Here is a 19,868-nt window from a genome sequence, read left to right as displayed (position 1 = left end):
TTCTTAGCGGGGGGTTGAGTAGGAGACTAGCGAATTCTCTGACTAACCCCCGGAGAGACGCTCACCCGCTGGACGAGAGTGAACGCCAGCTGCACCACCAGAGCGAACAGCACAATCAGTACAGAACCACCGACCACGCTCGCGTACTCCTTGGTGGCGAACCCGTCGATGACGAAGCGCCCGAGCCCGCCCAGGCCCACGTACGCGGCGACGGTCGTGGTGGCCACCACCTGGATGGCCGACAGCCGCAGGCCCAGCAGGATCAGCGGCAGCGCCACCGGGACCAGCACCCGTCCGAGCACCTGCCCGCCGCGCAGACCCATCCCGTACGCGGCGTCGCGCAACTCGGGATCCACACCCCGGATGCCCTCGAACGTGTTGACCAGGATCGGCGGGATCGACAGCAGCACCAGCGGGATGATCACCGGCAGGATCGAGGCGGTGCCCAGCAGCAGCACGAACAGCACGAGCATGCCCAGCGTCGGCAGCGCCCTGGCCAGGTTCGCGGAGATCACCACGATCACCCCGCCCTTGCCCGTGTGCCCGATCAGCAGGCCCAGCGGGATCGCGATCAGCACCGCGAGCACGAGGGCCAGCACCGAGTACTCCAGGTGCTCCAGCAGCCGCATCGGGATGCCGCCGGGTCCCGTCCAGTTCTCGGGGTTGCCGAAGAAGTCCGTCAGCCAGTTCACGACGCCCTCCTCGCCCGCACCCACGGCGTCAGCAACCGCTGCGCCAGCACCAGCAGCCCGTCGGCGACCAGCGCCAGCAGCACGATGCCGACGATGCCCACGATGACCGGCGGCAGGAACGGGTTCTGGTAGGCCCGGGTGAACAACATCCCGAGCCCGCCCTGGCCGATCAGCGCGCCGACGCTCACCAGCGAGATGCTGGAGACCGCGACGACCCGCAGGCCCGCCAGCACCACCGGGGTGGCGATCGGCAGCTCGACCTGGACGAGCCGACGCACCGGCGTGAAGCCCATGGCCACGGCCGACTGGCGGACGTGGTCGGGCACCGCGCCCAGCCCGTCGACCACCGACGGGATCAGCACGGCCATGGCGTAGAACGTCAGCGGGATGATCACCGTGGTCTGCGACAACCCGGTCACCGAGATCAGCAACATGAAGATCGGCAGCGACGGCAGCGCGTACAGGATGTTCATCAGCCCGGACGTGGGCTGATACAGCCAGCGGAAGCGCACGCAGGCCAGCCCGAGCGGCAGCGACAGCACGAGCGCCGCCACGATCGGCACCAGCGACATCACCAGGTGGTCGCTGAGCAGGTTGCTGATGCTGCCGACCCGCCCGGTGTCCCAGTTGCGGGCGAACCACTCCCAGAGTGTTGGCGGACCGTCAGACATCGGCGGCCTCCGCGAGCGCCTCGTCGAGGGCCTCACGGGTGGCCACGCCGACCACCTTCCCGTCCTCGTCCACGGCCACCGCGCAGCCCGAAGGCGACAGCAGCGCCGCGTCGAGCGCCGAACGCATGTTGTCCTTGCCGTGCAGGAATGTCCCGTACGGCTCCCGCTCCTCCGGCCGCCGGGGCGTGACCCAGGCCACGGGCCGCCGGTCCGGGGTGACGATGAGCAGCCAGGGCTCATCGGAGTCCGCGGGGAACGCGTCCTCGGCGACGGTCAGGTCGGTGCGCAGCCGTAGCCCGGCGGCCGAGATGAACTGCAGGCGCCGGATCCCCCGGTCGTGCCCCAGGAACTCGCGCACGAACTCGTCGGCCGGCTCCGACAGCAGCGTCTTGGGATCGGCCAGTTGCGCCAGCCGCCCGCCCACGCGCAGCACGGCCACGCGGTCGCCGAGCTTGATGGCCTCGTCGATGTCGTGGGTGACGAAGACGATGGTCTTGTTCAGCTCGGACTGCAGCTTGAGCAGCTCGTCCTGCAGGCTCGTCCGCACGATCGGGTCGACCGCGCTGAACGGCTCGTCCATGAGCAGCACCGGCGGGTCGGCGGCCAGCGCCCTGGCCACCCCGACACGCTGCTGCTGACCTCCCGACAGCTGGAACGGATAGCGCTGGGCCATCGCCGGGTCGAGCCCGACGACCTCCAGCAACTCCATGGCCCGGTCGCGGGCCTTCTTCTTGTCCCAGCCGAGCAGGAACGGCACCGTGGCGACGTTGTCGACGATCTTCCGGTGCGGGAAGAGCCCGGCCTGCTGGATGACGTAGCCGATCCCCCGGCGAAGCGTCGGCGGGTCGATCGTCTGCACGGCGGTGCCGTCCAGCAGGATCTGCCCGTCCGAGGCGTCGATCATGCGGTTGATCATCCGCAGTGAGGTGGTCTTGCCGCACCCCGACGGCCCGACGAACACGGTGATCTGGCCCGTGGGAGCCTCAAGGCTGAGGTTGTCCACGGCGACGGTGCCGTCTGGATAGCGTTTGGTGACAGAGTCGAACGTGATCACGCGTGACCTTCCGTTCGTGGCGGGACCGTAGCCCCCCTGCCACGTCCGCCGCATGATCTCTTGCGGACCTCAGACTACGGCGATGAGGGGGCTTCTGTCCCATCGGCCCGTGCTTAAACGCTTCACCGACCTGGGAGGATTCATATCAAATGCCGTTCTCATAGTGCGCAACACCGGTAGGAGTTGGCATGATTGCCAGCACAAACTCCGACGCCGCACCCCTCACCCCCCAGCGTCCGTTTTCCACCAGAGGATCCGGCCCAGTGACTCAACCGCTCACCGATCAGCGCTCCCGCAACGACCTGATCGCCGAGCTCTACGACCGTCACGCCACCGGGCTGTTCGCGTACTGCGCGGACCAGCTCGGCGACCCAGCCTCCGCCGGGTACGCGCTGGTCGCCGTGCTCTCCAGCGTGCCCGCCCAAGCGCCGCCGCGCGCCGCCCTCTACGCGCTCGCCCGCCGCGAGATCCACCGGCGCGACATCGTCTACGCGCCCCCGGCCGTCGACCCGCTCGTCGACCCCGCCTCCGCCCTCGTCGAACGCACCCTGCGCGAACTCCGCCAGCACCAGCGCGAGGTCCTCCTCCTGTGCGAGGTCTGCGGCCTGACCAGGACCGAACTCGCGTGGGTGCTCGACGTCGCCCCCGACACCGCCGAAGAGCTGGCCATCAGCGCCGCGCACCGCTTCCGCCAGACACTCTCCACCGCCCTGGCCTCCACCGGCGCCCGCGTCCCCACCTCCGTCGCCGACGTCTACGGCGCCCTGTCGGTCGCCCCGCTGCGCGACATCCTCTGCCGCCTGCCGTGGCCCGCCCCGCCCGCCGTACTGCGCGTGCACGTAGCAGGATCCCGTACGGCGACCGCCGCCCCCCTGTTCGTCAAGCCCTTGTGGCCCGCGCCACCCCGCTGGCCACAGCCGCTCGCCGAATCAGACCCGAGGACGGCGACGGGCATATTCCCCACGGAACTCCTCACTCCCCCGACGGGCCGCGCCGACCACGAGGCGACAACGGCCCCCATGCCCCGCCTCCGCGACCCCCTCACCGGCCCCCCACCGTTGCTGGGCGGCTACCCCACCCGAGACCGGCCGAGCACTTCCCCCACCGCTTTCCCCGTCGCTTTCTCCGTCGGCGATGTGCTGGGCGGATCTTCCACTCGCGATGTCCTGGGCGGATCTTCTACCCGCGATCAGCCGGGCGTGTCTCCCGCTCGTGACGTGCCGGGCGGCTCGCCCACCCGGAACCCGCAGGCCGGATCGCCCGCCCGGCCCTTCACCGCGTACCCGGTCAGCGACCCGCTGGCGGGGACACCGCTGGCAGGGAACCGTACACGCGACCCACTGACCGGGAACCGCACGCATGACCCACTGACCGGGAACCGCGCGGACGACCCGCTGGCCGGGAACCGTGCGCGCGACCCGCTGGCCGGGAGCCCCAGGCAGGACCCGCAGGGCGAAGCGCCCGTGCGCGGCCCGTTCACCGCCGCGCCGACCCGCGATCCGTCAGCAGGGGCGCCTCCAACCGACGCGTTCACCTCCGCGCGGGACCCCTTCGCCCCCTTCACCGGCGCCCCCGCCCACGAAGAGCCGTCGAATGCCGATGCGGACGAGCCGGGCTGGCGTGCGGGCCTGCCGCCCAGGCCCAGGGTCCGGGACGGGCTGCCGCCGAGGACCGGGTTCTTGCTGTCGGCTCCGGTGCCGGCGGACGTACTCGACGACCCGCCCACCGACATCATGCCGCCACTGGACCTGCCCTCCCCCGGAGACGTACTGGTCCACAGCTCCCGGACAGACACCCCAACCGGCCTCCCCGAGGCCAACCAGGGTCCGGCGGACGCGTTCTCCGCATTCCGGCCATCCCCCCGGACAAACCGCCCGGCCAACGAGCCCGTCTACCGGCTCCCGATGCCCTCCGACATCCTGGCCGCCAGCGACCCCGCTCACCTGGACCAGGCCGACGAGGACCCTCAGGACGCCGCCCAAGCCGACCAGACCGACCAGGATGCCTGGAACGCCTGGGAAGCCCTGACCGCGACCCACCCGTGGGCCCAAGAAGGCACGGCCTCCCCCGAAACGGCAGCTGAGTTCTCCTGGGGACGAGGCGACCGCCCCGCGCGAGGCGACCACCCGCTGGACGGCCGCAAAGCGCCGGGAGGCGACGGCCGCGTACAGGGCAGGCCCAGGCTCGCGGCGTCCCGGCAGAACATGGGCGGCAAGCAGACCACCGGCCCGCGCAAGCCGTCGCGCACCACCGGCCCGGCGGCCAAGAAGCAGGCGAGGAAGCGCAAGCAGCGTAAGCACCGCGACTGGGCGTGGGAGGTGGCCGGTTTCCTGATCTGCGTGCTGATCGCGATGCTGGTGTTCTTCGCGGTCCCGGTAATCGGCTCCCCCTGAACAGTCCCAGCAGTCGGCTCCCCTGAGCAGTCCCGGCAGTCGGCTCCCCTGAGCAGTCCCGGCAGTCGGCTCCCCTGAGCAGTCCCGGCGATCGGCTCCTCCGGCCATGACCCCGGGTGGGGGTGGGGGTGGGGTCAGGGCGAGGAGAGGATGAGGCCGCTGGTGGGGACGCCGGTTCCGGCGGTGACCAGGACGTTCGACACGTCCTTGACCTGGTTGACCGAGGTGCCCCTTACCTGGCGGACGGCTTCGGCGATGCCGTTCATGCCGTGGATGTAGGCCTCGCCCAGCTGCCCTCCGTGCGGGTTCACCGGCAGTCGGCCGTCCAGTTCGATGCCGCCGTCCGCGACGTACCCGGCCGCTTCGCCACGACCGCAGAACCCCAGCTCCTCAAGCTGCGTCAGCACGAACGGCGTGAAGTGGTCGTAGAGGATCGCCGTCTGCATGTCAGCGGGCCCCATGCCGGAAATTTCCCAGAGTTTGCGGCCGACGACGGACATCTCGGGAAGGCCGGTCATGTCGTCGCGGTAGTAGCTGGTCATCATCATCTGCCCGGCACCAGCCCCCTGCGCGGCGGCCGTGATCACCGCGGGCGAACGCCGCAGGTCCCTGGCCCGGTCCTCCGAGGTGACGACCAGCGCCACCGCCCCGTCGCTCTCCTGGCAGCAGTCGAGCAGGTGCAACGGCTCCACGATCCACTTCGAGGCCTGATGATCGGCCAGCGTGATCGGCCGCCCGTGGAACCAGGCCGCCGGGTTCGTGGCCGCGTGCCGCCGCATCGCGACGGCGACCCGGCCGAAGTCCTCCGAGGTCGCGCCGTAGACGTGCATGTACCGCCGGGCGAACATGGCCACCCAGGCCGCGGGCGTCATCAGCCCGTACGGCACGTGCCAGCTCATCTCCAGCCCCTGCGAGGAAGGCTCCCCGCCGAGCCGGGCGTCGGGCTGTCCGAAGCGGCGGCCGGAGCGCTCGTTGAAGGCCCGGTAGCAGACGACGGTACGGGCCATCCCGGTCCGCACGGCCATGGCCGCGTGCATCACCGTGCCACAGGCGGCGCCACCGCCATAGTGCACACGCGAGAAGAACGTCAGGTCCCCGATCCCGACCTCACGCGCGACGGCGATCTCCTGGTTGGTGTCCTGGGTGTAGGTCACCAGCCCGTCGACGTCCCCGGGCGAGAGGCCGGCGTCGTCCAGCGCGGCGAAAACGGCCTCAGCGGCCAGTTGCAACTCCGAGCGCCCAGAGTCCTTGCTGAACTCGGTGGCACCAATCCCGGCAATAGCAGCTTTCATCGGAAACCCTTCACGTACTAACAACATCCCGGCCCGCCCAACACGAGCGACATCCGGCCATCGAGCCAACAGAGGAGAGACAGATCTGGTCAGGGACCGTGGAGGAGGCCATGCGAGGAGATGGCCCAGCGGGGAGGCGGTCAGAGGGCCTTGCCGGTGACCCGGCAGGCAGGCGGTTGGTCAGGGGGGTGGTCGCCGGTCAGTTGGTTGGGGGTGCGATCGCCGGTCAGTTGGTTAAGGGTGCGATCGCCGGTCAGTTGGTTAGGGGGTGTGGTCGCCGGTCAAGGGACCATGGCGGGGGGCAAGGGGGGCCGTTGCGGTGGGGACCACGTCCGACGTGAGAAGCGATCCCCCCGACCTGGGCCCGCCCACGTCGGCGGGTGGCGTGGGGGTGGCTGTGCCGTAACTCCAAAGGCCCGTGACCTTGAAGGTCCGAAGGACCGTGATTTTAGAAGTCTGAAGGACCGTGATCTTGAGATCCCGAGGAGGAGTGACATCAACGGATCACGGCGTAACAGATCACGACGGGAAAGAGAGCACCACCGAACCGCTCGCGTGGGCGCCGAGGGAGACCTTGCCGCGGACCTCGACCGTGAACTCGTCGCCGTCGCGCGCGATCACCGCCCCCGTGAACGCCAGCAGGTCACCCGCATAAGCCGGCACCCCGAGCTTCACGTTGATGCGGCGGATCACCGCCTCGGGGCCCGCCCAGTCGGTGACATACCGCTCGACCAGCCCCATCGTGGTCAGGATGTTCAGGAAGATGTCCTGCGAACCCTGCGCGCGGGCGATCTCGACGTCGTGGTGAACCGGGGTGAAGTCCATGGTGGCGATCGCGGTCGAGACCACGAGGGTGGGCGTGATGCTGATGGACAGTTCTGGCAGAACCATGCCAATTTCGATCTGCTCTCCGGTCAACGTCCGCATCATGACTCCTGTGGCGTCCACATCGGAAGGATCAGTTCGTCATCCATTGCGCGAAACGTTGCCCGCACCGTCATACCGATACCCACCGCGTCCACCGGGCAGTCCACTATGTTCCCCACAATCCTCACGCCTTCCGGAAGTTCCACCACCGCCACCACAAACGGGGTCTCGCGTCCGGGAACGGGCGGGTTGTGATGAACGACGTAGCTGTAAACGGTTCCTTCGCCGCGCGCGACGATGTGGCCGCGGTTCGCCGAGCGGCAGGCGGGGCAGATCGGGCCTGGTGGATGGCGTAGTTCGCCGCAGTCGGCGCAGCTTTGGATGCGTAGTTCGCCGAGTTTCACGCCGTCCCAGAAGAACTGGGTGTCGCGGTTCACGGCAGGTTTCAGCGGGTACGGCACGCGCCTTTCCTTAACCCGCGGGCGAAATTTCAGGACCCGGAAGAGCATCTCCGCCACCGGCTCGTCGAACTGGTCGTACCAGATGACATTCCAGGTGGCGAAATATCCCTCTCCGAGGGCGGTCGTCTTCGGTCCGGTAAGTCCGGAGAAACGCGTGGCCGGAGTCAGCACGTCGCCCAGCCGGGCGTACCGGTGATAGGTCTGCTCGCAGTTGGTCGCCACCACCCCCGTGTACCCCTGGGCGTTCAGCTCGGCCAGCATGTCGTCGACCGGCGAGCGGTCCCTGACATCGCGCCGCACCCCGCCCATCGTCCACACCTGCGCCATGGCCGGAGGCGCCACCCCTTTGTCGAGATAAAGCGGGTTCTGGTCGCCCATGGCGTCGAGCCAGTGCCTGATCATCGGTTCGTTGACCGGATCGGCTGCGGGCAGGCCGCGCAGCTCGCCCATCGCCATCTGCCTGCGTGCCATCTCGTGCAGATCGGTCATCGGGGCGGCCTCGGCAGGCTCAGGCCCAGCATGGCGATCAGCTCGCGCTGCACCTCGTTCACCCCGCCGCCGAACGTCAGCACCACGGCCCCCTTCACGCCGTGGTCAAGCCGGTCGAGCAGCTCGGCCGTCTCCGGGTCGGCCGGGTCCCCGAACCGCGCCAGGATGTCGCCCACGATCCGGCCGATCTCCTGCATGCGCTCCGAGCCGTAGATCTTGGTGGCCGACGCGTCGGGCGCGCCCAGCCAGCCGAGGTCCATGTTGGCCGCGACCTGCCAGTTCAGCAGTTCGTTGGTGCGGAAGTAGGCGTAGACGCGGCCCAGCGCGCGGCGTACGTCGGGATGCGCGTCGTTGCCCGTCCTGCGGGCCCAAGACAGGAACCTGTCATATGTCTGGGCGAGGTTGCCCGCCGGGCCGAGCGTGACCCGTTCGTGGTTGAGCTGGTTGACGATGAGGTCCCAGCCTTTGTCCACTTCGCCGACGACCATGTCCGCCGGCACGCGTACGTCCTGGTAGTAGGTGGCGTTCGTGTGGTGGCGGCCGTCCATGGTGACGATCGGCGTCCAGGAGAAGCCGGGGTCGTCCGTCCCGGCGATCATCATGGTGATGCCCTTGTGCTTTTTGGCCTCGGGGTTCGTCCGCGCCGCCAGCCAGATGTACTGCGCGTAGTGGGCGCCGGAGGTGAAGACCTTCTGCCCGTTCACGACATAGTGGTCGCCGTCGAGCACCGCGGTCGTCCGCAGCGAGGCAAGGTCCGTGCCCGCCTCCGGCTCGCTGTAGCCGATCGCGAAGTGGCACTCCCCCGCCAGGATGCGCGGCAGGAAGAACTCCTTCTGCGCGGGCGTGCCGTACTGCATCAGCGTCGGTCCGACCGTCTGCACCGTGATGATCGGGTACGGCACGCCGGCCCGCGCGATCTCGTTGGCGAAGATCTGCTGCTCGAGTGGGCCGTAGCCGGCGCCGCCGTACTCCTTGGGCCAGCCGAGCCCCAGCTTGCCGTCGCGCCCGAGGCGGCGGCAGTGTTCCATGTACGCGTCGCCGAACGGGTCCTCGGCGATCTTCTTGCGGTCGTCGCCGGTGAGGCAGGCGCGGAAGTACTCGCGCAGCTCCTCCCGCAGCCGCTTCTGCTCGGTGGTGAGGTCGATCAGCATCAGGCGAGCGCTCCGATCAGGTCGAGCTGGGCGTCGGCGCCGCCGAGCAGGTGGGACAGGTGCTTGGCGTGCGCGAAGCTCTTGTGCAGGGGGTAGGTCACGTCCAGCCCGAGGCCGCCGTGCAGGTGCTGGCAGGTGAACAGCTCGCGGAAGGCCTCGCTCACGTGGTACGCGGCCACCGCGACGTCCCTGGCGTCCAAGCCCCAGACGGCCGACCACATCGCCACGTCCAGCGCCCGCGAGGCCACGTAGACGTCGGCGATCTGCATCGTCACCGCCTGGAACTCCGCCAGCGCGCGGCCGAACTGCTTCCTGGTCTTGATGTACTCGGTGGTCAGCTCCAGCGCGCCCGCCAGGACGCCGCTGGCCTGCGCGGCGACCGCGGCCATGTAGATCAGGCGGACGCCGTCGGCGTCGTCGGCGACCTTCTCCGCCGGGGTCCGGTCGAAGACCATCGTGGCCAGCGGCTCGCCGGTCGAGGCGAACTCCGGCACCACCTGGCCCGGACGGGCCAGGAACAGCCCCTCCGCCGCCGAGACCAGCGCCACGTCAGCCACCGCCCCATACGGCACCGCGCACTTTTGGCCGGTCAGCGTCCAGCCGCCGGAGTAGTGGGCCCGCGTCTGCGGCGGGTCGGCCAGTGCCCTGCCCGCCTCCTTCAGCGCGACCGTGCTCACCCTGGCCTGGCCGAGTCGTGCTTGCTGTTCGCGCGTGCCGTACCGGCTGATGGCCAGTGAGCTGACCAGGACGGGCAGGGCCGGCAGCTCGCGCGCGCCCACCTCGCGCAGCACGACGGCCATCTCGACGCCGCCGAGGCCCGCGCCGCCCACCTCCTCGGGCAGGCAGACGGCGAGCAGGCCGGCCTCCCTGAGCTGATCCTCACCGGCCTGCTTGGCGAGCAGGTCCGCGGCAAGTTTCCGCAGCTCCTGCTGCGTTTCGTCCAATGCGAAATCCACTAGCTCTCCAATAAGTGCTGCCGCCCGTGACGGGCGAACTCGGTCTCGATCTCCACGACGTCGTCGCCGGTCAGCGGCCGGTAGCCGGTCGCGGTCCGGAGGTACACGGGGTCGGTGGCGCCGTGCCAGGCCTGCCGGGCGAGGACACGCTTGAGTACCTTGTGGGATGGGGTCTGCGGTAGTTCCCGGCAAATCCGGATATATCGCGGTACGGCCTTCGCCCCGAGGTCGGCACGCGCGCCCAGGAACTCCGCGAAGCCCGCCACCTCGAACCGCTCGTCCGGCACCAGGGCCAGCATCACCTGGTCACCGGCGGCCGCGTCGGGAACCGGGTAGACCGCCGCCTCCACGATCCCCGGCGCCTCGCGGACCACCGCCTCGATGGGGGCGACGGTGAGGTTCTCCCCGTCCACGCGCAGGCGTTCGGTGCCCCGGCCGGCGAAGAAGACGTACCCCTCCTTGTCGGCATACGCCAGGTCACCCGACCAGAAGGCGCCTTCCCTGATCCGCTCGGCATCGGCCTCCGGGTCGTTGTAATAGCCGTCGAACAGCCCGAGCCCCTGGACGTTGACCAGTTCCCCGACCGCCTCCTCGGCGTTCAGGAGACGGCCGCCCTCGACGATCGCGGGCGGGCAGCGCTCACCGGTGGCCGGATCGCGGATCTCGACGCCGTCGGGGAGTCTGCCCAGGCACCCGGGCGGCCCCGACGGATCCGGCGTGATCGAAACCGCGGTCTCGGTGGACCCGAACGCGTCGATGACGAAGCACCCGAACCGCTCCCCGAACCGGCGGGTCGCGGTCGCGCTGCCCTCGTTCCCGAAGGCGAGTTTGAGCGGATTGTCGGCGTCGTCGGGGCGTTCCGCGGTGGCCAGGACGTAGGAGAGCGCCTTGCCGACGTAGTGCAGATACGTGCAGCCATATTTCCGGACATCGGGTAAGACGCCGGAGGCCGAGAAGCGTTTCCTGAGCACCAGCGCGGCCCCCGAGGCCACGGCCGGGGCATACGCCGCCATGATCGCGCCGGAGTGGAAGAGGGGCATCGAGCAGTAGACGACGTCGTCCTGCGTGAGCATGCGGGCCAGCGAGAGGCCGGGGACGGCGAGTTTGCGCTGGGTGACGCGCACCGCTCTGGGACGGCCCGACGAGGTGCCGGAGGTGAAGACGAGCATGACCAGGTCACCGGGCGGCGCGGGCTCCTGATCGGGGGTCGGTTGGAGCTCGTCCAGGGAGATCCGCCGGATGCCCAGGTCCTCGGAGATCGCCCGTGCCGCTTCGGCGTGGACGCCGTCGTACACGATCAGCTCGACGTCGGCGGCCCGCGCGTCGCGAACCAGTTCGACCGCCGACCGCGTCGGGTTGAGCGCGACCACCACCGGCCCGCCCAGCGCCGCCGCGCCCAGCAGGAAGACCATTTCCGGCACGTTGTCCAGCAAGACGCCCACATGACCGACCCCGCGCAACCACCCCGCGTAGGTACGGCAGAGCGCGACCTGCTCCCGCCACGACCAGACCCGGTCGGCGTAGTGGAGCGACGGCCTGTCGTCGTCGGCGCGGGCCGCGAGCAGGGCGGCGAACGTGTCCGCGGTCATCCGGCCTCCACCAAGCGCTCGGTCACCAACTGCCCGCAAAACTAGAACAGATTCTAATATCTGTCCAGCAGCCGCTCCTGCCCAGCTAACACGACTTTTCCTCATAACCGGATGGACATGCGGCTATGCCCCTTCTTTGTGACTCGCGAGTAACAAGCCGAGTTACGGAGAAATCAGATAACGTGTTCTTATGCGCACTCCGCCGGCGACAGTCGCCGCGCCACCTCCCGACCCCGAGGCCCCCATGGAGAGCCAGCCGAGCACCGGTGGGTCCGGCGTGCGCACCCGCAGCCAGCACCAGCGCCGCAAGCGCATCGTCCAGGCCGCCGCCGCCCTGGCCTCCCGAGGCGGCGTGGAAGCCATGCAGATGCGCACGGTCGCCGAACGCGCCGGCGTGGCCCTGGGCACCCTGTACCGCTACTTCCCCTCCAAAATGGACCTCGTAGTGGCAGTAGTGGGCGAAGAGATCGATTTGCTGGAAAACAGCATCGAACGCCGCCCACCCGGCGCCGGCACCCCCGCGGGCCGCGCGGTAGACGTCCTGATGCGCGCCACCCGCGGCCTCATGCGCGAGCCCGAACTGGCCGACGCGCTGATCCGGTCGCTGATCATGGCCGAGGTGGAGACGCCGTTCGGCGACCGCATGACCGGACTGCTGCTGAGGGTGTCGGCGGGCGGACTGACCCGCGACGAGGCGAGCGAGGAGCAGCTGGCGCTGGCGGGGTCGCTGTCGAGCGTGTGGGTCCACGAACTCCTCGAAATGCTCCGCGGCCGCCGCACCTACGACCAAATCCAACGCCGCATCGAAATAGCCGCCGCCCGGCTCGTCTCCGACCTCTAGCCATCTCCCGCCGCACCCTCCGCGTCACTGCTCCCCGCGTTGTGATGGCGTTCTCGCCGCTCGGTCGTTGGCGGCCGCCTTTCCGTTACGGCAAGCCGCCCCACCGCCACCCGCCGCCGTGGGCTGGCCCAGATCGTGGGGGTCGCTTCTCACGTCGGACGTGGTCCCCACCGCAACGGCCCCCGCTAACACGGCCGGGGTTAACACCCCTGGGTTCACACCCCCGCCTTAACACGAGGCTCAGCAAACCAAGGGGTGTGTACTCGGGGGCAGGAGGCTACCGACCGGGCGGTAGGGTGGGTTGGTGATCCAGAGTGACACCAAGGGACGGATCCTGGCGGCAGCCCTGGAGCTGTTCACCGCGCGCGGCTACCGGACCACCTCCATGCGCGAGGTCGCCGAACAGGTTGGGCTGACAAAGCCCACCCTCTACCACTATTTCCGCTCCAAGTCGGAGATCATCCAGCAGCTCCTGGATCCCTTCCTCGACAACCTCGACGCCGCCCTCGAACACCCCGAGACGTTCCTGGAGCGTTGCGTGGACACGATGGTCGGCCACCGCCGCGTGCTCACGCTGCTCCTGCGCGACACCACCGTCTACGCCGAGGAAGAGCACCTGGCGACCCGCGTCGTCACCTGGATGGACCGAGCCAACGCCCTGCTGGCGGGCCCGACCCCGACCCGCCGCCGCACCATCCGCGCGGCCCAGGCCCTGGCCGCCGTCGCCGACCCGCTGGTCCTGTCCATGCCGATCCCCGACGACGAACTCCGCTCCGAACTCCTCCGCGGCGCCCAACTCCTCCTGGCCGACGGCGACTAACCCCCCGACAGAGCGCTCGCCGCCTGGCAGCTGACGGTCTGGTCGAAAGCGGGAATTCCGTACCTGCGAGACTGGCGGGATGATGATGCGGGCGGTCACGCAGGATGTGCTCGGTGGTCCGGATGTGCTGCGGGTGGCCGAGGTCGCCAGGCCGGAGCCGGGGCCGACCGAGGTGCTGGTGCGGGTGCGGGCGGCCGGGGTTAACCCCACCGACTGGAAGCATCGTGCCAACGGCGGGCTGATCGGCGCACCGCCGTTCACACTGGGCTGGGATGTCTCGGGTGTGGTCGAGGCGGTCGGGCTGGGGACGACGTTGTATCAGCCGGGCGATGAAGTGTTCGGGATGCTCCGGTATCCGCAGGCTCATGGCGCTTATGCCGAGTATGTGACCGCGCCAGCCCGTACATTTGCCCGAAAGCCCTCTGAGATCGACCACGTGCAGGCGGGCGCGCTGCCACTCGCGGCGCTCACGGCGTGGCAGGCGCTGGTGGACACCGCGGGCGTCCGGGGCGGGCAGCGGGTGCTCGTGCACGCCGCGGCGGGCGGGGTGGGACACCTCGCCGTGCAGATCGCCAAGGCGCGCGGCGCCTATGTCATCGGTACGGCCAGCGCCGCCAAGCACGACCTCCTCCGCGGCCTGGGAGCCGACGAGCTCGTCGACTACCGGAGCACCGACTTCGCCAACGTGGTCAGGAACGTGGACATGGTCCTCGACACCATGGGCGGCGACTACGGCTCCCGCTCCCTGCGCACCCTGCGCGACGGCGGCACGATCGTCTCCTTGGTCCTGTCCAAGCTCGACCCCGCCCTCGCCGAAGAGGCGTCGGCACGCGGCATCCGAACCGCCGCGATGCTGGTCGAACCAGACCACGCCGCCATGAAGGCCATCGCCGCCCTGGCCGCGGCGGGCCGCCTGAGCGCCAAGATCGCCGCTGTGTTCCCGCTGGAGGAGGCCGCCAAGGCCCACGAACTCGGCGAAACCGGCCACACCACCGGCAAAATCATCCTCACCCCCTGATCCTCGCAGGGAGGGCGCGTGCAGGGCAGGGCCCCTCGTTCCTGCCGCTGCACGCGCCAGAAGGGCGAGCCCGAGCCCTGGCCCGCCCCGTCCAGAGGCCCCCAGCAGAAAACCTTGAAAGTTCTCAAACCGGTGCGGCCACAGGTGTAGACCCCGGTCACGTTCACCGCTCATCGCTGCGCGGACAGGTTTTTGTCACACGCATCCGCTAGACAGAGAACATGACAGTCAGCGATGACTTCGCTCAGCTGGCCGACCCGTTGCGGCGGGAGCTGCTCGCGCACTGCTATCGCATGCTCGGCTCGGTTCACGACGCCGAGGACACCGTCCAGGAGACCTATGTTCGGGCCTGGCGGGCCTATGACAAGTTCGAGGGCCGCTCCTCCGTACGCACCTGGCTCTACAAGATCGCCACTACGCGCTGCCTGACCGCGCTCGACAAGCAGGGCAGGCGGCCGATGCCGACCGGGCTGGGGGCGCCGAGCGCCAGGGGTGAGGGGCCGCTGGGCGAGACGATGGAGCTGGAGTGGCTCGAACCCGTCCCCGACGAGGCGGTCGGGGCGGACGGGCGGGATCCGGCGACCGTGGTCACCTCGCGGGAGAGCATCCGGCTGGCCCTGGTGGCGGCTCTGCAATACCTGCCTGCCCGGCAGCGGGCGGTGCTCATCCTGCGCGACGTGCTCCAGTGGCGGGCGGCCGAGGTGGCCGACCTGCTCGACACGTCCACCGCCGCCGTCAACAGCAGCCTGCAGCGCGCGCGGGCGCAGCTGGCCGAGGTCTCACCGGCCGAGGACCAGATGGGCGAGCCCGACGAGCGGGAGCAACGCGAACTCCTCGACCGCTACATGCAGGCCTTCGAGAGCTATGACGTGGACGCGATCGTCAAGCTGTTCACCGAGGACGCGGTCTTCGAGATGCCGCCGTTCCCCGGGTGGTATCAGGGCGCGGAGAACATCGGGCGGCTCATCGCCACCCACTGCCCGGCCAAGCGCCCCGGCGACCTCAGGCTGGTGCCCTGCCGCGCCAACGGGCAGCCGGCGTTCGGCATGTATCTCCTGGGCGAGGACGGGCTCTACCACGCCTTCGGTCTCCCGGTGCTCACGCTGTCTCCGGCCGGGGTCACGCACGTGTGCCAGTTCTTCGACCTCAAGCTCTTCGACACCTTCGGCCTCTCCACCACCCTGCCCGCCTGACCCGGCCACCAACGGGCCACAGTTGGCAGGAGGCTGGTCGGTGAAGGGTGTTGGGGCCGGGAGGAGGGGCGACGACGGGTTGATCGCTGGGCTGGGTGCGTTGCGGGGAGAAACTAGAACGCGTTACATTCGCCTCTAGAGCATCGTTCTGGAGGCGCTGTGGGCACACCAGTGATCGTAGAAGCCGTAAGGACTCCCATCGGCAAGCGCAACGGCTGGCTAGCCGAGCTGAAGCCGCAACAGGTTCTAGCCGCAGCGCTGACCGGCCTCATCGAACGGTCGGGCATCGACCCGATCACCGTCGAGCAGGTCTTCGCCGGTTGCGTCACCCAGGCGGGCGAGCAGGGCGGGCATGTAGGCCGCTACTCCTGGCTCTACGCGGGGCTGCCGCACCAGACCGGCGTGACCACGATCGACGCGCAGTGCGGGTCTTCGCAGCAGGCGGTTCACCTGGTGGCGGCGTTGATCCAGGCGGGCGTCATCGAGGTGGGCGTGGCGTGCGGGGTGGAGGTGATGAGCCGGGCGCCACTGGGCAGCAACGTCCAACCCGCGAAGCCGCGTGCTGACGACTGGTCGATCGATCTGCCGGATCAGTTCACCGCGGCGGAGCGGATCGCCGCCCGGCGGAGCCTGACCCGAGAACGGCTCGACTGGTTCGGCGCCCGTTCGCAGCAACTCGCGGCCAAGGCGTGGGCCGACGGCCGGTTCGACAGGGAGATCGTGCCCGTGCACGGCGTCACCAAGGACCAGGGCTTACGCGAGACCACCGCCGACGGCCTGGCCAAGCTGAAGCCGGTCGTGCCCGGCGCCCTGCACACCGCGGGCACGTCGTCCCAGATCTCCGACGGCGCCGCCGCCGTCCTGCTGATGAGCGAAAAGGCCGCTCAGAGGTACGGCATGCGTCCCCGCGCCAGAATCCTGGCCCAGACACTGATCGGGGCGGAGCCGTACTATCACCTGGACGGGCCGGTGGACGCCACGGCGAAGGTACTGACCAGGACCGGGATGGCGATGAACGACATCGAGAGGTTCGAGGTGAACGAGGCGTTCGCCGCGGTCGTCCTGTCGTGGGCGAGCGTGCATGAGCCGGACTTCGACCGGGTCAACGTGAACGGCGGCGCCATCGCCCTGGGCCACCCGGTCGGGGCGACCGGCGCCCGGCTGATCACGACCGCCCTGCACGAACTCGAACGCTCCGACTCGGCCACCGCCCTGGTCAGCATGTGCGCCGGAGGCGCCCTGGCCACGGCCACCGTCCTCGAGCGCCTCGCGTGACCACCCAACCCGACGACCAGCCCCACAAGAAGACACATCCCGACGACCAGCCGAGCGGGAAGACGCAACGCGACGGCCACCCTCCGGTGGCCACACACCATGACGACCAGCCGAGCGGGAACACGCGACGCGAGGAGCAACCTCCGGTAGCGACGCAGCGTGATGCCACGACCCAACGCGATGACCAGCGGAGCGAGAAGACACAACGCGACGGCCACCCTCCGGTAGCCGCACCCCATGACGCCCAGCCGAGCGGGCAGACGCAGCGCGACGGCCAGCCTCAGGTAGCGGGGCAACGTGACGAGCCGCCCGGTGTCACAGCGCAACGCGATGGCCAGTGGGGCGGAAACACGAGACGGGGTGGGCAGGCGGGCGGGAAGGCACAGGCGCGTGGGAAGACGCGGCGGCAGCCGTACAGTAGCCAGAAGCCGCAGGATCTGGGTGGTGGGGTGTGGAGTGTGCCGGTGCCGATTCCCGGCAATCCGCTCGGCTACACCCTGGTCTACGCGATCGAGTCGCCGCGTGGCCCGGTGCTCATCGACGCGGGGTGGAATCATCCGGATGCCTGGGAGGCGTTGAGCGACGGGTTCGCGGCGCTGGGGATCGACGTGGCCGACGTCTACGGCGTCGTGGTGACGCATTTTCATCCTGATCACGCGGGCCTGGCGGGGCAGGTGCGGGAGGTGTCCGGTGCGTGGATCGCGATGCACGAGGCGGACGCGGCCATCGTCACGCTGATGCGGGGGCTGGCCGACGACGAGCACCGGGATTTTCAGGCCGAGATGCTGAGGCGGGCCGGGGCCGAGGGGCTGGACGTGAGTGTGGCGGTGGCCGAGCGGCCGGTGCCGCCCGCGCAGCCGGACCGGACCTTGCGGGATGGGGACATCGTGGATGTGCCGGGGCGGGGGTTGCGGGCGATTCATACCCCGGGGCATACGCCTGGACATCTGTGCTTGCGGCTGGAGGATCGGCTGTTCACGGGTGATCATGTGTTGCCGGACATCACCCCGCATGTCGGCATTTATCCGTACGACCGCACCGACGTAGACCCGCTTGGCGATTTCCTGAAATCTCTGGAGAAGGTGGCCGAGCAGGGACCCCTGACCGCCCTGCCCGCCCATGAGTGGATATTTCCGGATGTGGGGGCACGCGCCCTCCAGATCCGCCACCATCACGAGGAGAGACTCCACACGCTCGCCACGCTGCTGACCAGCAGCGGCGAGCCGCTGACCATCTGGGAGATCGCCGCGATGATGACGTGGAACCGAGCATGGGATGATCTGTCCCCTATGCTCCGAGGACTGGCGGCCGGAGAAGCCGCCGCCCACCTTCGCACACTGGAGGCACGCGGCGAGATCCGCCGCGTGTCCGGGGTCGATCCCGTACGCTTCCAGGCTCTAGACTCGTAGACATCCGATGTCTAGGGAGAGAAGCGTGGCGGTCACCGACGCTGCGATCGACAAGATCAAGCAGATGATCCTCTCGGGCGAGCTAGCCCCCGGCGACCGGCTCCCCAAAGAGGCCGATCTCGCCGAACGGCTGGGCCTGTCCCGCAACTCGCTGCGCGAGGCCGTACGCGCGCTGGCGCTCATCAACGTCCTGGACGTACGGCAGGGCGACGGCACCTACGTCACCAGCCTGGAGCCCCGGCTCCTGCTGGACACCATGTCGTTCGTGCTCGACCTGCACCGCGACGACACCGTCATCCAGTTCTTCGAGGTACGCCGCATCCTGGAACCGGCCGCCACAGCCATGGCGGCGGTCCAGATGAGCGACGCCGACATCGAGGAACTGGGCGAAATCCTCCGCTCGCTGCCCAAGGACCCCACGATCGAGGAGCTGGTCGACAACGACCTGACCTTCCACCAGCGCATCGCGCGTGGTTCGGGCAACAACGTGCTGTGCTCGTTCATCGAGAGCCTGGCCGGCCCGACCCACCGCGCGCGCATCTGGCGCGGCCTCACCCAGGAAGGCGCGCTGGAGAAGACGATGGAGCAGCACACCGCCATCTACGACGCCATCGCCGCCCGCCAGCCCGATGTGGCACGTTCCTGGGCCACGGTCCACGTGGCCGGGGTCGAGGCGTGGCTGCGCAAGGCGCTCGACTGAAGGATCGGGGGGACGAGCCCCGGGTAGGTACGGATGCGTGGCCGACAAACTCGCGAAATATCGGAGTAAGCGGGACGCCAGCCGTACCCCCGAGCCCGTCCCCCAGCAACACCCGGAGCAGGGGGACGACCGCGCGTTCGTGATCCAGGAGCACCACGCGCGGTCGCTGCACTGGGACCTTCGCCTGGAGCGCGACGGCGTGCTCGTCTCCTGGGCGGTCCCGAAGGGGCTGCCGGCCGATCCGAAGGTCAACCACCTGGCCGTGCACACCGAGGACCACCCGATGGAGTACCTCGATTTCCACGGCGAGATCCCCTCCGGCGAGTACGGCGCGGGCAGCATGACGATCTGGGACACCGGCACCTACGACACCGAGAAATGGTCGGAGCGCGAGGTCAAGGTGGTGCTGCACGGCGAGCGCGCCCAGGGCCGGTACGTGCTGTTCAGGACCGACGGCAAGAACTGGATGATCCACCGCATGGACCCGCCCGCCGTGGACCCGCTGCCGCCGCTGGAGCCGATGCTGCCGGTCAAACGCGCCAAACTCCCCCGCGACCAGGAGGCCTACGCCTTCGAGTTCGCCTGGGGCGGCCGCCGCGTGCTGGTCCACGTGGACGGCGGGCGTACCGACCTGGCCCGCGAGTTCCCGTGGCTGCGTCCGATGGCCGAGGCGTTCGGCAGCAGGAGCGCGGTGCTCGACGGCGAGATCGTCGAGCTGGGCGGCGCGGAGATCCTGGTCTGCACCGATCTGCTCTACGACGACGGCCACGCGCTGGTGGCCAGGCCGTTCACCGAGCGCCGCGCGGCCCTCGACGCGCTGGACATCTCGGGCGCGCGCTGGCAGACCGCCCCGTCCTGGCCCGCCCAGGCCCAGCCCATACGGCAGGCCGCCCGCGAGCAGGGCCTGCCGGGAATCGTCGGCAAGCGCCTCGACTCCCCCTACGAACCAGGCCCGTCAAAATGGTGGGCGTTCATCCCCACATGACAGACATAATCG

Annotated in this window: 18 protein-coding genes; 9 read left to right on the top strand and 9 right to left on the bottom strand. The window is 69.5% G+C overall.

Annotation, left to right across the window (positions count from 1 at the left end; genetic code table 11):
• Positions 1–26: 26 nt before the first annotated feature.
• The 3 genes from HNR40_RS44475 to HNR40_RS44465 are packed head-to-tail and all read right to left on the bottom strand — an operon-like array spanning position 27 to position 2,417.
• A complete protein-coding gene (locus tag HNR40_RS44475; protein WP_184972669.1) occupies positions 27–692 on the bottom strand; it encodes an ABC transporter permease in 666 nt (221 codons plus the stop codon).
• On the bottom strand, positions 689–1,363 hold the full coding sequence (locus tag HNR40_RS44470) for an ABC transporter permease (RefSeq protein ID WP_184972667.1): 675 nt from the start codon (positions 1,361–1,363) through the stop codon (positions 689–691). The genes HNR40_RS44475 and HNR40_RS44470 overlap by 4 nt, the downstream gene beginning before the upstream one ends.
• The gene (locus tag HNR40_RS44465; protein ID WP_184972665.1) at positions 1,356–2,417 is read right to left on the bottom strand and encodes an ABC transporter ATP-binding protein; all 1,062 of its coding nucleotides are present in this window, start codon (positions 2,415–2,417) and stop codon (positions 1,356–1,358) included. The genes HNR40_RS44470 and HNR40_RS44465 overlap by 8 nt, the downstream gene beginning before the upstream one ends.
• A gap of 263 nt (positions 2,418–2,680) precedes the next feature.
• Between HNR40_RS44465 and HNR40_RS44460 the strand changes: the two genes are divergently transcribed.
• Positions 2,681–4,810 (top strand): RNA polymerase sigma factor, encoded by a 2,130-nt coding sequence (locus HNR40_RS44460; RefSeq protein WP_184972662.1) that lies wholly within the window; start codon positions 2,681–2,683, stop codon positions 4,808–4,810.
• A 134-nt stretch (positions 4,811–4,944) separates the two neighbouring features.
• Here the strand turns inward: HNR40_RS44460 and HNR40_RS44455 are convergent, their stop codons facing one another.
• From HNR40_RS44455 to HNR40_RS44430, 6 genes are all read right to left on the bottom strand, one after another.
• Positions 4,945–6,102 (bottom strand): lipid-transfer protein, encoded by a 1,158-nt coding sequence (locus HNR40_RS44455; RefSeq protein ID WP_184972660.1) that lies wholly within the window; start codon positions 6,100–6,102, stop codon positions 4,945–4,947.
• A 519-nt stretch (positions 6,103–6,621) separates the two neighbouring features.
• Positions 6,622–7,032 carry a MaoC/PaaZ C-terminal domain-containing protein gene (locus tag HNR40_RS44450; RefSeq protein ID WP_246510400.1) on the bottom strand — a complete coding sequence of 137 codons (411 nt, stop codon included), beginning with the start codon at positions 7,030–7,032 and terminating at the stop codon, positions 6,622–6,624.
• Positions 7,029–7,919: a bifunctional MaoC family dehydratase N-terminal/OB-fold nucleic acid binding domain-containing protein gene (locus HNR40_RS44445; protein WP_184972658.1), complete on the bottom strand. Its 891-nt coding sequence runs from the start codon at positions 7,917–7,919 to the stop codon at positions 7,029–7,031. Before HNR40_RS44445 ends, HNR40_RS44450 begins: the two co-directional genes overlap by 4 nt.
• Entirely contained in the window at positions 7,916–9,070 is a 1,155-nt protein-coding gene (locus HNR40_RS44440; protein ID WP_184972656.1) for an acyl-CoA dehydrogenase family protein, read from the bottom strand. Before HNR40_RS44440 ends, HNR40_RS44445 begins: the two co-directional genes overlap by 4 nt.
• The gene (locus HNR40_RS44435) at positions 9,070–10,026 is read right to left on the bottom strand and encodes an acyl-CoA dehydrogenase family protein (protein ID WP_184972654.1); all 957 of its coding nucleotides are present in this window, start codon (positions 10,024–10,026) and stop codon (positions 9,070–9,072) included. The genes HNR40_RS44440 and HNR40_RS44435 overlap by 1 nt, the downstream gene beginning before the upstream one ends.
• Positions 10,026–11,615 carry an AMP-binding protein gene (locus HNR40_RS44430; RefSeq protein WP_184972652.1) on the bottom strand — a complete coding sequence of 530 codons (1,590 nt, stop codon included), beginning with the start codon at positions 11,613–11,615 and terminating at the stop codon, positions 10,026–10,028. The genes HNR40_RS44435 and HNR40_RS44430 overlap by 1 nt, the downstream gene beginning before the upstream one ends.
• Before the next feature lie 190 nt (positions 11,616–11,805).
• Here HNR40_RS44430 and HNR40_RS44425 point away from each other — a divergent pair, with 190 nt between their 5' ends.
• The 8 genes from HNR40_RS44425 to HNR40_RS44390 all read left to right on the top strand — a co-directional run bounded on the left by HNR40_RS44425 (position 11,806) and on the right by HNR40_RS44390 (position 19,856).
• Positions 11,806–12,456, top strand: coding sequence for a TetR family transcriptional regulator (locus HNR40_RS44425; protein ID WP_184972650.1), 651 nt, complete (start codon positions 11,806–11,808; stop codon positions 12,454–12,456).
• 304 nt (positions 12,457–12,760) lie between these two features.
• Complete coding sequence (locus HNR40_RS44420; RefSeq protein WP_184972648.1) at positions 12,761–13,276, top strand: TetR/AcrR family transcriptional regulator; 516 nt, start codon at positions 12,761–12,763, stop codon at positions 13,274–13,276.
• Between the two features lie 85 nt (positions 13,277–13,361).
• Positions 13,362–14,294, top strand: coding sequence for an NADP-dependent oxidoreductase (locus tag HNR40_RS44415; RefSeq protein ID WP_184972766.1), 933 nt, complete (start codon positions 13,362–13,364; stop codon positions 14,292–14,294).
• A gap of 221 nt (positions 14,295–14,515) precedes the next feature.
• Positions 14,516–15,487, top strand: a complete 972-nt coding sequence (locus HNR40_RS44410) for a sigma-70 family RNA polymerase sigma factor (protein WP_184972646.1) — start codon at positions 14,516–14,518, stop codon at positions 15,485–15,487.
• Positions 15,488–15,646: 159 nt separating this feature from the next.
• A complete protein-coding gene (locus HNR40_RS44405; RefSeq protein WP_184972644.1) occupies positions 15,647–16,762 on the top strand; it encodes a steroid 3-ketoacyl-CoA thiolase in 1,116 nt (371 codons plus the stop codon).
• Positions 16,763–17,211: 449 nt separating this feature from the next.
• A complete protein-coding gene (locus HNR40_RS44400; protein ID WP_512699320.1) occupies positions 17,212–18,171 on the top strand; it encodes an MBL fold metallo-hydrolase in 960 nt (319 codons plus the stop codon).
• Positions 18,172–18,196: 25 nt separating this feature from the next.
• On the top strand, positions 18,197–18,871 hold the full coding sequence (locus tag HNR40_RS44395) for a FadR/GntR family transcriptional regulator (protein WP_184972641.1): 675 nt from the start codon (positions 18,197–18,199) through the stop codon (positions 18,869–18,871).
• Positions 18,872–18,908: 37 nt separating this feature from the next.
• Positions 18,909–19,856, top strand: coding sequence for a DNA polymerase ligase N-terminal domain-containing protein (locus HNR40_RS44390; protein WP_184972639.1), 948 nt, complete (start codon positions 18,909–18,911; stop codon positions 19,854–19,856).
• The last annotated feature ends 12 nt before the right edge of the window (positions 19,857–19,868 follow it).

Origin of the sequence: Nonomuraea endophytica (assembly GCF_014203235.1) — a bacterium.
GTDB classification, from domain to species: Bacteria; Actinomycetota; Actinomycetes; order Streptosporangiales; family Streptosporangiaceae; genus Nonomuraea; species Nonomuraea endophytica.
Note: the sequence above shows the minus strand (reverse complement) of the source record. Positions and strands in the feature narration are given on the sequence as shown.

Excerpts from the sequence above, each read along its gene's own strand:
- HNR40_RS44470 (WP_184972667.1), bottom strand. The coding sequence starts at position 1,363 with ATGTCTGACGGTCCGCCAACACTCTGGGAGTGGTTCGCCCGCAACTGG.
- HNR40_RS44455 (WP_184972660.1), bottom strand. The coding sequence starts at position 6,102 with ATGAAAGCTGCTATTGCCGGGATTGGTGCCACCGAGTTCAGCAAGGAC.
- HNR40_RS44450 (WP_246510400.1), bottom strand. The coding sequence starts at position 7,032 with ATGATGCGGACGTTGACCGGAGAGCAGATCGAAATTGGCATGGTTCTG.
- HNR40_RS44445 (WP_184972658.1), bottom strand. The coding sequence starts at position 7,919 with ATGACCGATCTGCACGAGATGGCACGCAGGCAGATGGCGATGGGCGAG.
- HNR40_RS44440 (WP_184972656.1), bottom strand. The coding sequence starts at position 9,070 with ATGCTGATCGACCTCACCACCGAGCAGAAGCGGCTGCGGGAGGAGCTG.
- HNR40_RS44430 (WP_184972652.1), bottom strand. The coding sequence starts at position 11,615 with ATGACCGCGGACACGTTCGCCGCCCTGCTCGCGGCCCGCGCCGACGAC.
- HNR40_RS44425 (WP_184972650.1), top strand. The coding sequence starts at position 11,806 with ATGCGCACTCCGCCGGCGACAGTCGCCGCGCCACCTCCCGACCCCGAG.
- HNR40_RS44415 (WP_184972766.1), top strand. The coding sequence starts at position 13,362 with ATGCGGGCGGTCACGCAGGATGTGCTCGGTGGTCCGGATGTGCTGCGG.
- HNR40_RS44410 (WP_184972646.1), top strand. The coding sequence starts at position 14,516 with ATGACAGTCAGCGATGACTTCGCTCAGCTGGCCGACCCGTTGCGGCGG.